At 48.5% G+C, this 15,871-nt stretch carries 14 protein-coding genes; 2 read left to right on the top strand and 12 right to left on the bottom strand.

Features of this window, described 5'->3' with window-relative positions; genetic code table 11:
- Nucleotides 1–25 precede the first annotated feature (25 nt).
- Nucleotides 26–1,249: a S1C family serine protease gene (locus tag RQP52_RS25025; protein ID WP_315954360.1), complete on the bottom strand. Its 1,224-nt coding sequence runs from the start codon at nt 1,247–1,249 to the stop codon at nt 26–28.
- 182 nt (nt 1,250–1,431) lie between these two features.
- Between RQP52_RS25025 and RQP52_RS25020 the strand changes: the two genes are divergently transcribed.
- On the top strand, nt 1,432–1,641 hold the full coding sequence (locus tag RQP52_RS25020; protein WP_235959445.1) for a hypothetical protein: 210 nt from the start codon (nt 1,432–1,434) through the stop codon (nt 1,639–1,641).
- On the opposite strand, the gene RQP52_RS25015 is transcribed toward RQP52_RS25020, so the two are convergent.
- The 6 genes from RQP52_RS25015 to RQP52_RS24990 form a co-directional block, all read right to left on the bottom strand.
- Nucleotides 1,610–2,410 (bottom strand): MBL fold metallo-hydrolase, encoded by an 801-nt coding sequence (locus RQP52_RS25015; protein WP_127454030.1) that lies wholly within the window; start codon nt 2,408–2,410, stop codon nt 1,610–1,612. The two genes, RQP52_RS25020 and RQP52_RS25015, sit on opposite strands and share 32 nt — an antisense overlap.
- 70 nt (nt 2,411–2,480) lie before the next feature.
- Nucleotides 2,481–3,305 (bottom strand): two-component system regulatory protein YycI, encoded by an 825-nt coding sequence (gene yycI / locus RQP52_RS25010; RefSeq protein ID WP_315954359.1) that lies wholly within the window; start codon nt 3,303–3,305, stop codon nt 2,481–2,483.
- A 40-nt stretch (nt 3,306–3,345) separates the two neighbouring features.
- Nucleotides 3,346–4,635: a YycH family regulatory protein gene (locus RQP52_RS25005; protein ID WP_315954358.1), complete on the bottom strand. Its 1,290-nt coding sequence runs from the start codon at nt 4,633–4,635 to the stop codon at nt 3,346–3,348.
- On the bottom strand, nt 4,632–6,464 hold the full coding sequence (gene walK / locus RQP52_RS25000; RefSeq protein ID WP_315954357.1) for a cell wall metabolism sensor histidine kinase WalK: 1,833 nt from the start codon (nt 6,462–6,464) through the stop codon (nt 4,632–4,634). Before walK ends, RQP52_RS25005 begins: the two co-directional genes overlap by 4 nt.
- Before the next feature lie 2 nt (nt 6,465–6,466).
- The gene (yycF, locus tag RQP52_RS24995; RefSeq protein WP_127454036.1) at nt 6,467–7,186 is read right to left on the bottom strand and encodes a response regulator YycF; all 720 of its coding nucleotides are present in this window, start codon (nt 7,184–7,186) and stop codon (nt 6,467–6,469) included.
- Nucleotides 7,187–7,321: 135 nt separating this feature from the next.
- On the bottom strand, nt 7,322–8,848 hold the full coding sequence (locus tag RQP52_RS24990) for a M23 family metallopeptidase (protein ID WP_315954356.1): 1,527 nt from the start codon (nt 8,846–8,848) through the stop codon (nt 7,322–7,324).
- 329 nt (nt 8,849–9,177) lie between these two features.
- Between RQP52_RS24990 and RQP52_RS24985 the strand changes: the two genes are divergently transcribed.
- The gene (locus tag RQP52_RS24985; RefSeq protein ID WP_315954355.1) at nt 9,178–9,441 is read left to right on the top strand and encodes a hypothetical protein; all 264 of its coding nucleotides are present in this window, start codon (nt 9,178–9,180) and stop codon (nt 9,439–9,441) included.
- A gap of 29 nt (nt 9,442–9,470) precedes the next feature.
- Here RQP52_RS24985 and RQP52_RS24980 read toward each other — a convergent pair whose 3' ends face one another.
- The 5 genes from RQP52_RS24980 to RQP52_RS24960 all read right to left on the bottom strand — a co-directional run bounded on the left by RQP52_RS24980 (nt 9,471) and on the right by RQP52_RS24960 (nt 15,861).
- On the bottom strand, nt 9,471–10,127 hold the full coding sequence (locus RQP52_RS24980) for a hypothetical protein (RefSeq protein ID WP_315954354.1): 657 nt from the start codon (nt 10,125–10,127) through the stop codon (nt 9,471–9,473).
- 142 nt (nt 10,128–10,269) lie between these two features.
- A complete protein-coding gene (locus RQP52_RS24975) occupies nt 10,270–11,556 on the bottom strand; it encodes an adenylosuccinate synthase (RefSeq protein ID WP_315954353.1) in 1,287 nt (428 codons plus the stop codon).
- A gap of 431 nt (nt 11,557–11,987) precedes the next feature.
- On the bottom strand, nt 11,988–13,352 hold the full coding sequence (dnaB, locus tag RQP52_RS24970; protein WP_127454043.1) for a replicative DNA helicase: 1,365 nt from the start codon (nt 13,350–13,352) through the stop codon (nt 11,988–11,990).
- A 98-nt stretch (nt 13,353–13,450) separates the two neighbouring features.
- Nucleotides 13,451–13,900 carry a 50S ribosomal protein L9 gene (rplI, locus tag RQP52_RS24965; RefSeq protein WP_127454045.1) on the bottom strand — a complete coding sequence of 150 codons (450 nt, stop codon included), beginning with the start codon at nt 13,898–13,900 and terminating at the stop codon, nt 13,451–13,453.
- The gene (locus tag RQP52_RS24960; protein ID WP_315954352.1) at nt 13,897–15,861 is read right to left on the bottom strand and encodes a DHH family phosphoesterase; all 1,965 of its coding nucleotides are present in this window, start codon (nt 15,859–15,861) and stop codon (nt 13,897–13,899) included. The genes rplI and RQP52_RS24960 overlap by 4 nt, the downstream gene beginning before the upstream one ends.
- Between the last annotated feature and the right edge of the window lie 10 nt (nt 15,862–15,871).

The raw sequence follows: 15,871 nt of genomic DNA, 5'->3' as shown, positions 1-15,871 counted from the left end.
CTCTCATCCGCATTGTTTCTATATCTTATTTATCTGTTGCTTCCACTAACGTTACGACCGCATTCATCTTCTTGCCGCCGCGATAGTACGTCACGTTCACTTTATCACCAATATGTTTCTCATTGTATAAATACTTACGCAGCGTGATCGTACTATCAATCTTCCGGTCATCCAACAGCACGATGACATCCTGCGGTTTCAGACCTGCCTCTTTGGAAGGGCCAGATACTTCGAAGACGATAACTCCAGTTTTCACATCTGCGGGCAGCTTTAATACATCCGTCCCTTTAAAAGCTTGCAATTCCTGCGTCGAGACACCCATCAGCGGTCTTTTGACCTTGTGATCGGTGATCAAGTTATCGATTATCGGCTTAGCGCTATTAATAGGAATCGCGAAACCTAACCCCTCAACGCCTGTATCCGAAATTTTCATCGAGTTAATCCCAATCACTTTACCGTCGATATTGACCAGGGGTCCACCGCTGTTACCTTGGTTGATCGCCGCATCCGTCTGGATGACATCCATCTCCCAGTCATAATCCGTACCCTCGCGGGATAAAGAAACCGGTATCGTTCGCTTCGGTGACGAAATGATGCCCTGCGTGACGGTTGGCGAGAAGCCAAGCCCTAGCGGATTACCGACGGCAATCGCCATTTCGCCTGCGCGGAGCGTCTCGGAATCGCCAAATTCCGCTATAACCTTGATATCTTTGCCATCAGCTTCCAAAACCGCTAAATCCGTAATCCGGTCACGGCCGACCAGCGTAGCCTTGCGATGCTCACCTTGAAAATTCACGATTTCAAACTGGTTCCCATTTTCGACAACATGGCTATTGGTTACGATGCGCACCTTATCCCCATTCCGGGAAAAAATGACGCCCGATCCGATCCCTATCCCGCTCTCTTGACCCTTATCATCCTTCTTGGAGGAGATCACGCTGACCACAGCCGGCTTAATTTTCTCCGTTGCCGCCACGACAGAGTCGTTGATGTTCATAGGACGCGTCTCTGCATTCGCGACTGCAGCCGGTATCGCTATTGCATCGGAATGCGATTCCTTTTGACCCAAACCGCTAACTAAGCCAACAAGCAAAAGCATCGATAAAGCCCCGCCTACACCTGCGATAAGGGCCACATTTCGTCTGCGTTCCGTAAATCCTGCAAATCCTCCCGACCGTTTAGGACGCCACACAGGCTCTCGCTGCTTGGTTCTTTTGGTCGAATAAAAATCATCATCAAACAAACTCACAGGGTGTCCCTCCTTGCTGACAGGGGGCGGGTCATGCCGCTCTTGCCTCAGAATCTTATATTTGCAAAAAATAGGAATGTTTCGTTCCGTTCTTGCCTACAATAATAGTAAACCAAATCTCTCAAGGAATTACTAGAGTTAACAGTAACTTTAAATTAGAAAACCAAAGGAGAATGCACATTATGAATCGAATTCCATCCCATATGGACGAAATCAATATGATCGGGAAGCTCGCAGATCTCAAGGACAGCCTTTACCACCAATCCCTCGTACTTTCATCTCTCATTCAAACACTGATTGATAAAGGCCTGATCACACCGCAGGAAATACAGCTCAAATCCAAAGAAATCGACGCCGCACTTACTCCGAATCCAATACATCCCATTTCGTAGAACGGTCAAAATACGTATCCATTAATCGTAACTGCTTAGACTCCGGGGCGCGCTCTTGTACTATGTTATTCACCGTTAGCCTGGCCAAATCCATTAAATTATGGTCACGGCTTAAATGGGCCATATAGACGGACTTCGTCTTATTCGTCATCACGTCACAAAGCGCTTCTCCCGCGGCTTCGTTGGATAAATGCCCCTTATCCCCGAGAATGCGGCGCTTAATGCTCCAAGGATAGTGCCCTACGCGCAGCATGTCTACGTCATGATTCGTCTCTAGCACCAGAGCATCTGAATCTACAATCTTCTCTTTCACTTTCTCGCTCATATAACCGAGATCCGTGACGACACTTATTTTCTGCTCCCCATCATAAAAGCAATAACCCACCGGTTCCGCCGCATCATGCGAAATCCCGAACGATTCCACACGCAACGTACCGAATTCTTCGATGCTGCCGGTTTCCATAACCCGCTTGTTCTCTTCCGCAATCACACCGATTTGGCGGTCCAATTCCACCCACGTCTTCTCATTCGCATAAATAGGCAAATCATACTTACGCGCCAGCGCGCCTAAACCTTTGATATGATCCGAATGCTCATGTGTGATCACAATGGCGTCTATGGTATCCGCGGCAAGCTCGCGTTCCTTCATCAATGCCTCCATCTTCTTCGCGCTGAAGCCCACATCGATAAGCACCTTGGTCTCCCCATTGTCGACGACCGTCGCATTCCCCGTCGAACCGCTCGACAGCACTGTAAACCTCATACCCATCCTACCCTGCTCCTCTATGCATTCATGTACAAATGTTTTAGTTATTTATGTAAAACGCTGCTCTACCACTCTACTTCTTATCCGGTTTGTTCTTATCATCGTTGTTACTTGTACTTCCCGGTTTGCTACCTTCTGGTGTTCCAAATGGAACGGGCTCCGACCCTTTTTGCGGAGACTCCACCGCGCCGTTGAACGCTTGCAGATAATAAATATCGTGATTATCGATCGTAATCCGCCAGTGCGGGAACATCGGCTGTGTCTGGGAATTGTAAGGCTGTCCATGGTACCCCAGTCTGACCTCCGTGATAATCGAGCCTTCACTTAAATAGTTGTCTACAAGGCTGCGCACCGCTAACTGAGCGGGAATCAGCTTTTGCTCCGTTTGTTCTACTCCTGATTCTACTTCAACGTAGGCTTGACGGTAACTGGTAATTTCTCCATTTTCCTCATTCAGCTCTACCGTCACATCAAATAACGGAAGCTTGCCGTACAGTTGATTAAATACATAAGTACCATTCGTTCTTACCGCTGAATCCAGCTGATACAGGTTAAAATTCGGAATTTCCGACTGAGCCTGAACTTCTTTGCTTGCTCCTTTGCCTAGCAACGCGCTCATGCTCAACGGCGTTTTCAACATTTTCTTGTCCCCAGGCTTTATACTATCGTCATATTTCACCGTAATAACCTTCAGCTTCGTAACATCCGTCGGCAATTCATCGGCTAATCGAATATTTTTACTGTGGAGTGCGCGATTCAGCTCCTCGATCGTCCCTGACGTGTCTAGCGAGATTTCCGTCTGATTGGAGCGATTGGTGGACCACAGCTGGAAGCCAAGAATCATATTGAGCAGCAAAAAGGAGCAAATCAGGATCGTTTTGGCCCTGCTCCAATTCATGGTCTCACCAACCTTTCCATAAAGATAGTTTTAATCAACCTTATTCGATGAAATCATACGTGCCATCTCGCAGCTCCAACGCCCATGCGGGGACTAACGTGAGGGTCTTTTCCGAGACAACCGGATGATATGCCGGAAAAATAGAGACGATACTGGACCGCCGCTGATAATACTGCAACCGTTCTTCTAACGCGTCACCGGATAATATTTCCCCGTCACGCCGCTGAGCTGTCTTCAGATCCGGAATAATCATCGACCGTTCGAATCCAGAGATGATTCCCTTCTGTACCTGCATTTTCAGAAAACCATAGCCCTCAGGTTGTGACGTCACAATCGGCAAAGATTCATAATACTGACGGAACGTGAAGGCCTGATTGTCAAAAAGCTGCTTCTGTGGTGTACGAGCCAACATATATTTACCATCCCAACCGATATGCTGGTTGATAAATTTAATGCCGGCCAGCAAGTTTTCGAGCACTTCGCTTTTGCTCTCCACAGGGGCCACAGGGTCGGAGTACGTAATCCACCGCAGGTCACGATTAAGCTGAAAACCGCGTTTGCTGTCCGTGTAGATTTCCGATCCATCGCGCTCTTTGAGATAGCGGGTGATGCCAGGATCTACGAACAGGCTTTGCTTCAATTGATCCGCTGTAAGCAGGGTGTAATTGAAAGTATAACTCGGCAGCCTGAGCGCCTTCACCGGAAGATAGTAATCGCCGCTGTTCGTCGTCTTGTACAGATTCGTAACATCACCGAAGGCTGCAAAATTCTCCACGTCTTTACTTGTAAAATCGGCCCCGATTACCTCATACCCTACGCCTGGTGAATCTGTAAAGAAGAAAGCGCGAACATCTTCGTTATTGCCTTTCGAGTAAATCCATATCCGCGTCACTTTATCGTTATCCGCCGGCAGCTCGCCTTCAATCCGCAGCACCTGCTGCAAAATGGTGAACGGGATGCCGTCCCGGAACCGGATCTCGACGCCTTGCTGCTTATTGCGAACATCTTCCCAGTTCACGTTCACCAAATACATCGACGTCTTCCGGAAGCCCCTAAAGCTCCGCTGCTTAATGTTATCGAGCAGTCTTGTGTAGTAATAATTCGTGGGATACAGCACGGAATGCTGTTGATTGCCCAAATGGACAATGATTTGATCGGGAAAAAGCATATCCTGCAGCTCGGCCTGCTTCCCAAGTGTCTCTGTCTGCACATAGTTGCTTTGTTGAATTGGCTCAATCTTAGGCGGACTGTACGACGCCAGCAAAAAACTTTGATACAGCGAGGTACCAATCAGGATGATAAGCGCGATAGATTTTAAACTCTCAATCATAGCTCATCCTCCTCCTCTTGCTGAATCGGTAGCGTAAAGACAACACGGGTCCCTTGTCCCAACTCGGACTCTAAACTAATCGTACCGCCATGCGCTTTGACTATTTCCCGGGCAATGGACAACCCAAGTCCTGTACCGCCCATATTCCGAGAACGCGCTTTGTCTACGCGATAGAAACGGTCAAAAATGCGCGTCAAATCCTTCTTCGGAATCCCAATCCCATTATCCTGAACGGAAATTTCCAGCATATCCTTCTCAATTTTCCGAGCTTCCAGACGGATTGCGCCTTCATCGCCCGTGTATTTAATCGCATTGGACACCAGGTTATCGAGAACCTGATCTATTTTGTCACGGTCGAGCAGCAGGCCGGTTACGCCTTTCTCAACCCGAATCACAATCTCAATCTTGCGCTGCTGCAGCTGAAAAGAAAACCGATCGGCCACTTCCTCCAGCATCTCGCTCACAAGGGTTGTGGACTTGCTCATCATCGATTGCTTGGAATCCAGCCTCGATAAGTGTAAAAGATCCGTCACCAAGCGGATCATCCGCTCTGTCTCGCTGCGCGTCACGCTGATAAAGCGCGAGGCCAACTGCGGTTCCTCGATAGCGCCGTCATCAAGCGCTTCCAGATAGCTCTTGATCGTCGTCAGCGGCGTGCGCAGCTCATGCGACACGTTCGCGACGAACTCGCGTCTGGCTTGCTCCAGCTTCTCCTGATCCGTTACATCCTGCAGCACCGCAATAATCCCGCTCTGGCCTTCTCCCCGGCGATGAATCGGTGTGAATGTAATCCTTACGGATAACTGCTCATCATCATCCGGCAGTTCAATATTGAGAAGCGTCGTGCGCACCTCTCCCTGAAGCAGCCCTTGAATCGTTTCGTCCGGAATCCCGAGCACCTTGGAGATATCGAGGCCGATTGTCGTCTCTTCTTCCGCCTGCAGAATTTGCTTCGCCCTGCGATTCAGGACGATGACATGGCCTTTATCATCCGTTGCAATGACCCCGTCGTTCATATTCGTCAAGATGGAGGCCAGCTTCTCCTTCTCCTCTTCATTGAGGGACAGGGCTTCCCTGAGCCGATTCATCATGAAATTAAACGTATGACCAAGCTGCCCGATCTCGTCGGTACCTTGAATAATGACCTGTTGATCAAAATTCCCCTCCGCAACCGCAGTCGCCTGTTTCGTAATCTCTTTAATCGGATTCGTAATCGTACTGGTGAGGATAACACCAAGAATAGCCGTTAATCCTAACGCAATCAGTGTACCCGAAATCAGAATGCGGTTAATCGAACGGATCGTCTTATAGACATCCTCCATGGACGCAATCAGATAGACAGCGCCTAGCACACGAGCACCGCTACCCACCGGCTTGGCGATGATGACTTTCCGATAACCATCCTCGTCAGTGAAGATCCGCTGGTTGTCCTTGATCCCTTGCAGCGCACGGATGACTTCCGGCTGCGTATTTTTTTGCTTTAAATGACTGGGAACCGACGTGCTAATGACGTTCCCGTTGGCATCTATAATTTGAATTTCAGCATTATTAATCGAAAATAAATTGCTAACAAACTCGTTCAAATCCGCGTACGTTTTCTTGCCTTCGGCAGCGTTCTTGCTGTCCTGATCTCCTGTGAGGTAAGACCCCACAAAACCTGCCAGCAGCGTAACCTGGCTATTGCGTGAAACCAAGAAGTCGTTCTTGAAGTACGTCTCCACCGTTTTGTAGAAATACACCCCGATAAGCTGCATCGCAATCAAAATAAGCAGGACATACACAATAATCAGCTTCGCTTGGATCGATTGAAAGAAGCGGATGCCCTTCATGCTCAGAAGCCTCCGGCTTTAGGGCTGCGCATTAAATAGCCAAGCCCCCTGCGCGTCATGATGTACTCCGGGCGGCTTGGATCCGTCTCCAGCTTCTCACGCAGCCGGCGTATCGTCACATCGACGGTGCGCACGTCGCCGAAATACTCGAAGCCCCACACCGCTTGCAGCAGGTGCTCGCGCGTCATCACTTTGCCGGAGTTTTTGGCCAAATATTGAATCAACTCGAATTCGCGATGCGTCAAATCGAGCGGAACCCCATCTTTATACACCATGTACATGTCGTTATCGATGAATAAAGCGTGAATTCGCATCCCGTTGCGCTGCGTATCCGACTCTGTCGGAGCTGTCTGTACTTTCGTCTGGCGGCGTAAATGCGCCTTGACTCGGGCCAGCAGCTCTCTTGTGCCGAATGGCTTGGTTACATAGTCGTCCGCGCCCATCTCCAGGCCAAGTACTTTATCCAGCTCGGTATCTTTGGCTGTTAACATAATAATCGGTGTGTTCAGCTTCGAACGCACCTCCCGGCACACATCCATCCCATCCTTCACGGGAAGCATGAGATCCAGCAATATAAGATCGGGCTGCTCGGAGAAAGCAAGCTCTACAGCGCTTCCGCCATCATAGGCACAGACCACCTGATAGCCCTCTTTTTCCAAATTAAATTTCAAAATATCTGCAATCGGTTGTTCGTCATCCACCACGAGAATTTTCCCAAACAAACCTACCACCGCCTACTCCAGGATAAACTGCGAAGTCGTCCTATTCCTTGCATACTACCCTTTATTTTATCATATATTCAACTAAAAAGAGACAAGGCCCCCGAGTTGTCCGGTTTGACCTTGCCTCTATGTAAATTAACGATTTAAATACTTCAATGGATTCTCCAAGCTGCCGCTTTTGTGCACTTCAAAATGCAAGTGAACACCTGTGGAATCGCCAGTACTACCCATAATACCAATGACATCGCCTTTTTCAACGATCGAACCCTCGGTAGCAATAATTTTGCTCATGTGGCCATATAGCGTCTCGTAACCATTCAAATGATTAATAATCACATAATTGCCGTAATCTGATTTATATCCTGTTTCGGTTACTTTACCATTGTCGGCTGCCATGATGTTTTTGTTACCTGTAATATCGATTCCCTTGTGAAGCTTGCCCCAACGCACGCCGAACGTACTGGAAATACTCGGGGAAATAACAGGCCACGCGAATTTTCCTGTGCCTTCGCCTTTGACGACCTTGGTCCCTTTTTTCACCTTTGCCGTAACGGGTTTATCAATAATTTCTTCGTCCACCAGCTGCTCGTTGGTCATTAACCCATCGACCTTCGTCACTTGGATCGTCACCTTCTTCAGCCCGTTTTTGCCGGGTGAAATCGGTTGAACGACGCCTACGCGCTGCGAATCATCTTGCACATACTCCGTATCGTATTGAATCTCTTGATTCTTCACAATCTTCTCTGTCGTCTTGACGGACAGCTTGGGTTTAAGCACCGTAACATCAAGCTGATTGCCAATCTTCAGCTTATCATCCTGAAGACCAGGATTTTTATCATAGATGAATTGCTTCGTAATGCCTAATTTCTTCGCGATGCAGGAGACGCAATCTCCCTCAACTACCGTGTATTTCGCAGGCGTCACATCGCCAGTCGTTAATTTCTTCACAACATCTTCCGGTTTAGCCAAATCTTCTGGATCAATCGGCACTTCGACTTTATCAACTTTCTGAACGAATTCCACTTTCTCCAGCTCTGACGGCGCAGTGGAAATATCCTCGCCCTGGCTTGCAGATAGAGCAGAGACCTTAGCTGTTTCCTTGGCTTTTGGTGTAAAAGGCGCACTGACTTGTTCCAAAATCTGATCAGCCGTTTGCTGATCCTTCACAATCGCGATGGTATTCCCATCTACCTTCAATTCGACCCCGACCGGTTGGGGCACTAATGCCTTATTAAGTGTGGCGATCACAGCTGAATCTTCCGTCACCGGATTGTAAGCCTTTTCAGGCGTGTAGGTGACACCGTTTGTCTTAAGAACGACATGAACATCTGGGAAATTCTTTTGCACTTCTTCTGGTCTTTGCTGCTTATATTCATCAATCAATTTATTATCGCTCACGACGCCGATTTCTTTGCCGTTGAGCATAACGTGATATACATTTACCATATTCGCTTGCACATACTGATGACCTGCAAACGTAATTGCCCCTGTTAGCGCTACCGCACCAACTCCCAGAACTAGAGACCATTTATGTCGTTTGATTACCGTTAGCGTCGTAGTTGTCGATACTTCTTCCAGCTGCTTGTCTGATATTGATTCATTTCCGGTCAAGCTTTCTCGCTTCGGCGCGAATCTCTTGATGAGATCCTGAACAAAGCGCATACCCCTGAAACCTGTCATGATCTTCTCCCTTTGAACGGTTTTGCATCCATGAAGTAATTATTCAAATACATCCTAATGATTAATTACTCCAAAATACATAAATAAACCTTAATTAGACATAATATCCGTGAAGATATCTACCTTTTGTTAAATTTAACACACTTTCTCTGCTTATTTCAACAAAATACTCGATCTCCATGTGATAGATTCGTGTCCACCGCCAAAAGAAGCCGTTAAAGTTTCATTTTTTTGTACATAAATCCAATAGATTTACACCCAATTACGAGAAATGACGAATTTGAGTGAAAAATTGAAAGGGGAGCTTATGCATGGAAATTAATTTGGAAGCTACGTTCACAGATCGGTCTACAATGGAGAAAACAGCAGAAGTCCTTAGATCTCAAGGTGTGCTGGATATCAAGTTCAATTATGGCGGTGAACCACATACGGACGACTATGCCGGCGGTTTACTGCAATCGGTTGATAGCTTTTCGGCAGCTGAACCCTCTTACGCGCTCATCGTTTGTGTAGAGAAATCGCGCTACCGTCAAGCTGAGGACACGATTATGAAATTCGGCGGACAGCTCCATTAGGGCTAATCCAAGATCTCGAATGAGGAAGACTAGTACTTGTTCAGGATTGCTGTTAACTGTTGAAGTTCCGTCTCGTTCAAATATTTCTTGAGCGTATCATTGACCTGCTTAAGCTCATCCGTTGTAATCCCGTCCTCAAGCAAAGCAGACAGATGCTGCACCTCATTTTGCGGCAGCTTAGCAACAACAAGAGAAAATATTTTCATCTTATCATCGCTGGATAACGCTTCTTTCTTCTTAGCGAAATCCTCGGTCGACATGACAAGTTCCTTCTTCTGCTCGTTTGCATCACTTACACGCCCCATGACGGCTACGGCATCATCATCCTTCACTCCTTGGGAAGCCGCTTCACCAGATGTTCCTGCGTCCGAATGTAAGGCATCACTCGAATTGGAACCAGGTACGCTTCCAGACGGGCTGGGACTAGGACTAGGCGTAGCTGCCGGCGGTGTTTCCGCCGGGGTAGCTTGCTTCCCCCCGTCTCTACGCATAACTATATTCAAGTCTCCTGCTAATCTTGCTGCAAAATCACTAAATTGAATCTTTTTACCCAAAGCCGGTATCTGATATTGTCGAAATATATCCTCTACATACATGTTAACAACATACCATGTCGTAAACATCGTGATTGATGTAATAAGTACACTACTTATGACGATTTTGCCCAGCCACGTTAATACTTTCATTCTCTCTATCACTCCTGACGCTTAAATCTGTTCCCTCCTTCCCAGTATTGACGAAATCGTGCCCATTAAATCCCAATTGACAAAAAAGAAATCCTCTAGGCTGCTGATGAGCCTAGAGGATTTTGTATTTATCTCGATTGAATTAAGCGTAGATTGGACGAACCAAATTCGTTTGCTCACGGTTACGGCCTACAGAGAAAATCGCGATTGGAATGCCTGTCAGCTGTGAAACACGCTCAACGTAGTGTCTTGCATTCTCAGGTAGGTCACTCAGTGTACGCGCACCAGACACATCTTCTGTCCAGCCCGGAAGCTCTTCATAGACAGCTTCACACTCTGAGATGGCTTTCAAGCTAGCTGGGTAGTGCTCGATAAGCTCGCCGCGGTACATGTAGCCTGTGCAAATTTTAACCGTATCCAGCCCTGTCAGAACGTCGATGGAGTTCAAAGATAGACCAGTAATGCCGCTAACGCGTCTTGCGTGACGGACAACCACGCTGTCGAACCAGCCAACACGGCGCGGACGGCCTGTTACTGTGCCGTATTCAAAGCCTTTTTCACGGATCCAAGCGCCAACTTCATTGTCGAGTTCCGTCGGGAACGGGCCGTCGCCGACACGAGTTGTGTACGCTTTGGCTACGCCGATGATATTGTGGATCTTCGTTGGACCTACGCCGGATCCGATACATACGCCGCCAGCCGTTGGGTTGGAGGAAGTTACGTACGGGTATGTGCCTTGGTCAATATCCAACATAACGCCTTGTGCGCCTTCGAATAGAACTCTGCGCCCTTGATCGATGTACTCATTCAGAACGACAGAAGTGTCCGTTACATAAGGACGAATGATTTCTGCGTACTCAAGGTACTGCTTAAGAATCGGCTCTACATCCAGACCTGTAGAACCATAAACTTGCTCGATCAATACGTTCTTCTCTGCGATGATGCGTCTCAGTTTCAATTCAAACTCTTCCGCATCCATTAAATCCGCAATACGAATCCCGTTGCGTGCTGCTTTATCCATATAACAAGGTCCGATCCCTTTGCGGGTCGTGCCAATTTTGCTATCGCCTTTACGATCTTCTTCCAGACCGTCAAGCACCAGATGATACGGCATGATCACATGCGCGCGGTCACTGATGTTTAAATTTTTTGTCGAAAAACCATTATCATGAATGTAATTAATTTCTTCAATGAGTGCCGCGGGATTAATAACCATACCGTTCCCGATAACACATGCTTTATCTTGGTAAAAAATACCGGAAGGAATCATCGTCAGCTTATACTTCTTGCCGCTGATAATAATCGTATGGCCTGCGTTGTTACCACCTTGGTAACGAGCTACAACCTCAGCAGATTCCGCTAAGAAATCCGTGATTTTCCCTTTCCCTTCATCTCCCCATTGCGTTCCGACAACAACAACCGTTGACATATGCACTTACCTCCGTACGGTGACGAGTCACCCATAATGAGCCGTTATGGCTTTCGTACCACTGAAAAAAAATGGACTTCATTAAAGCACTAAAGTGTTCAGCGTCCACTACTCACCGAAGGAACTAGGTCTCCTCGGCAGTAATCTGCAGGAAGGGCACCTACCTTTCGGCATGAAAAACGACCTTAACTCGAAGCTGCCCTGCGTAGATCTAATCGTGCAGGCAGACGAACAAGGTTTTTTTCACCGTCTTTAGTGTAGCAGTCCCCCTACGCAAAGTCAATGAAAAACGAACAATAATAAGTGCTCCTGTATAATCGTTCGGATATTGGTCAAACTATGAAGTTGCGCCCTTTTTCATGGAATTGGCTCTTCATCGAATAGCTCCCTGTTTATCCATTTACCCGAGTACAAAAAAAAGCAGCGGACCGTTAATACTGCGCGGCCGCTGCTTCTTGATGACTTCGATCCATGTTCACGAACTTATTGAATTGCTTCAAAAACGCCAGCTCAACGGTTCCTACCGGACCGTTACGCTGTTTGGCAATGATAATCTCGATAATGTTCTTCTTCTCGGATTCTTTATCGTAGTAATCGTCCCGGTACAGGAACGCTACGATGTCGGCATCTTGCTCGATAGAACCCGACTCCCTAAGGTCAGACATCATCGGACGTTTGTCCTGCCGCTGCTCAACACCCCGGCTGAGCTGCGAGAGCGCGATAACCGGTACATTGAGCTCACGCGCGATTTGCTTCAGCGTACGGGAGATCTCAGAGACCTCCTGCTGACGGTTATCGCCTTTGCCGCGGCCGGCAATCAGCTGCAAGTAGTCGATGAGGATCATGCCGAGCCCCTTCTCCTGTTGGAGACGGCGGCATTTCGCACGAATATCCGCAACCGTGATCTGGGCCGAATCATCGATGAAAATATTCGCTTCCGACAAGGCGCCAATGGCCATCGTCAGTTTCTCCCAGTCATCGCCTTCAAGATACCCCGTCCGCATGCGGTTCGCATCGACGTTCGCCTCGGCGCAGACCATACGTTGAACGAGCTGCGCCGCGCCCATCTCGAGCGAGAAAATCGCGACGGTTTCCTTGGCGCGTACCCCGACGTTCTGCGCTACGTTCAGCGCGAACGCGGTTTTACCTACAGAAGGACGCGCTGCCAGAATGATCAAGTCGGAGCGCTGGAAGCCCGACGTCATCTTGTCCAGGTCGATAAAGCCCGAAGGGACGCCTGTGGACCCTCCTTTGTTGGAGTAGAGGGACTCTACTTTCTCGAATACTTCCATGAGTACATCGCGGATGACCACGAACCCGCTTGAACTGCGGCGCTGCGAGATCTCAAGAATCTTCGCCTCCGCTTCGCTCAGCATAGACCCTACATCGTCTTCATTGGCGTAGCCATTGGTGACGATTTGGGTTGCTGTGCGGATCAAACGGCGAAGCATCGATTTCTCTTCGACGATAGCTGCGTAATAGTCGATGTTAGCGGCTGTCGGCACCGCGTTCGCGAGCTCAGATAAATACGTAACCCCGCCGATCTCTTCCAGCTGCTGCTTGTTCTGCAGAAGCGATGTCAGCGTAATCAGGTCGACAGGCTCTTGATCCTCCGCCAGCTCAACGATCGCTTCAAAGATGCGCTGATGCGCCCCTCGATAAAAGTCGTCGCTCGTAATCCGTTCCATCGCGGTAATTAAAGCGTCACCGTTAATCAAAATGGCGCCGAGTACGGCTTGCTCGGCTTCTATATTTTGAGGGGGTACGCGATCCATAAACATATTGTCTCCGCTCATGCTTCAGTACCCGCCTTTCTTTTCATAGTTTAGTAGTCTTGGTACCACACAATAGATAAGAGCCCCTCCTAGGGACTCTCATTTGCCTTCTCAGTCACTTATTTCTCTTCGAGAACCTGTACGTTCAAACTTGCTGTAACCTCGCTGTGCAGCTTCACAGGCACTTTCGTTACGCCTAGCGTACGAATAGGTTCGTCGAGCACGATTTTGCGCTTATCAATAACGATCTTGTACTGTTTCTCTAATACTTCTGCGATTTGCTTGCTCGGAATTGCGCCGAACAATCGGCCGCCTTCACCGGCTTTCGCTTTAATTTGAACCGTCATTTCGTTCAACTTCTCGCCTAGCGTTTTGGCATCGGCTTTCTCTTGATCCTTTTTGCGCTGTTCCGCTTTCTTCTGGTTATCCAGCACTTTCACTGTCCCCGTTGTCGCAGGAGCTGCAAGCCCCTGAGCAATGAGGAAATTCTGTGCGTAGCCCTCGGATACTTCTTTGATTTCGCCTTTTTTGCCTTGGCCTTTAACATCTTTCAGTAAAATGACTTTCATTCGAAAAGTCCCTCCTCTTCCTGCATCTCATCGAGTACTTTCTTCAATCGATTCGTTGCTCCCTCTAATGTCGTGCCATCCAGCTGAGTTGCTGCATTGGTCAAATGACCGCCGCCGCCCAGCCGCTCCATCACGAGTTGGACATTCATCTGCCCCAGCGATCTGGCGCTGATGCCGATAAGTCCATCCGGCCGTTCTGCAATGACAAAGGAAGCCATAATATTCGTCATATTCAACAATGTATCAGCAACTTGTGCAATCATCAACTGAGAATATTTGCGATTAGGCTCAGCAACTGCCAAAGCGATATGCTCATGGATGGTTTCTGTATGCTTAATCACTTCAGCTCGCTCGATGTAAGAATCGAGATCTTCCTTCAGCAAACGCTGAATCAGCGCGGAATCTGCGCCATTACGGCGCAAATACGAAGCGGCTTCGAAGGTTCTCGCCCCTGTGCGGAGGCTGAAGCTCTTCGTGTCGACTACGATGCCGGCCAGCAAAGTCGTAGCCTCGAGCACTTCCATCGTCAGCTTCTCATTGATGTACTGCAGCAGCTCAGTCACCAGCTCGCAGGTAGAGGACGCATAAGGCTCCATATAGACGAGCGTCGCATCATTGATGAACTCCTCGCTGCGGCGATGATGATCGACCACAACGACCCTGTGCGTCTGCTGGAGCAGCTTAGGCTCGGCTACCATTGAAGCCTTGTGTGTATCCAGCACCACAGCCAAAGTACGCTGCGTCGTAATCTGCATCGCCTGCTCCGGTGTGATGAACCAGCGATGCAGCCTCTCATCGCCCGCAATCGTCTCCATCACCTTCTGGATCGATGGATTCACACCCTCAAGCACGATGTATCCTTCCTTGCCAATCACTTGTACAGCCTTCAATATGCCGACCGATGCGCCAATGCAGTCCATGTCCGGAAAGCGGTGACCCATAATAATCACTTTATCGCTATCCTTCATCAAATCCCTCAAGGCGTGGGAGATGACCCTGGCCCTAACCCGCGTGCGCTTCTCAACCGCATTCGTCCTTCCGCCATAAAAGCTCAACCTCTGGCCCACTTTAACGGTAACCTGATCGCCGCCGCGGCCTAAAGACATATCCAAGCCCATCTGTGCCATTTGGCCAAGCTCCATTAATTGCTCCGCACCAGAGGCGATCCCGATACTAAGCGTCATCGGCAGCTTGTTCTCTATCGTCAGGTCCCGGACATCGTCCAGAATTTCAAATCGCGTTTGCTCTAATTGACGCAGCGCCTTCTGATCCATCAGAATGAGGAAACGGTCGGAGGACGTCCGGCGCAAATAAAGCTGATTTTTCTGAGCCCATTCGGTAATCTCGCCCGTCACTTTGGCCAGCATAATACTGCGCGTTTGATCATCCAGACCTTGCGTTGACTCCTCCAGATTATCCATCATGACGATACCGATCGCCGTCTTCTCATCTTCGTACTTTCTAGCCAAATTCGCATGCTCCGTGATTTCCCGGAAATAGAGCAGCCTTTCTTCGGGCCGAATCGATACTTGATAAATGGACTTCCCGATGGTGAGATCTACTTTATCGCTTTTATCTTTCCGGTTTTTCAGATCTGGCAAATATTCGTACAGCGACTCGCCGATGACAGAATCCTGCCCCAGCATTTTCGCCACAAACGGGTTGTGCCATTCGATGCGCTTCTCTTCATTATATAAAATAATTCCGATAGGAAGGCCGCTCATCACTTCATTGCCGGCTTTTTTGACCCGATGCGTAATCGTGCCGACGTACATATTCAGCTCTTTGCGAAAAGCTGTCTCCGCTTGGAGCGTAAAGTACGCCAGAACGGCGCAGACCAGGAAGGCCGTAACGCCAAGCCACCATTTGAACATATAGATGGTAGCTGACATGATGATGAGCAGTACGAAAATCCACACGATGTGTTGACCGTGCCATCGCTTTAAAAGGAACTTCGGCATTCGAACTAGC

Source organism: Paenibacillus violae, assembly GCF_032461945.1.
GTDB lineage: Bacteria > Bacillota > Bacilli > Paenibacillales > NBRC-103111 > Paenibacillus_E > Paenibacillus_E violae.
The sequence above is the reverse complement of the archived record's forward strand: the minus strand, read 5'-3'. Positions and strand labels throughout refer to the sequence as shown.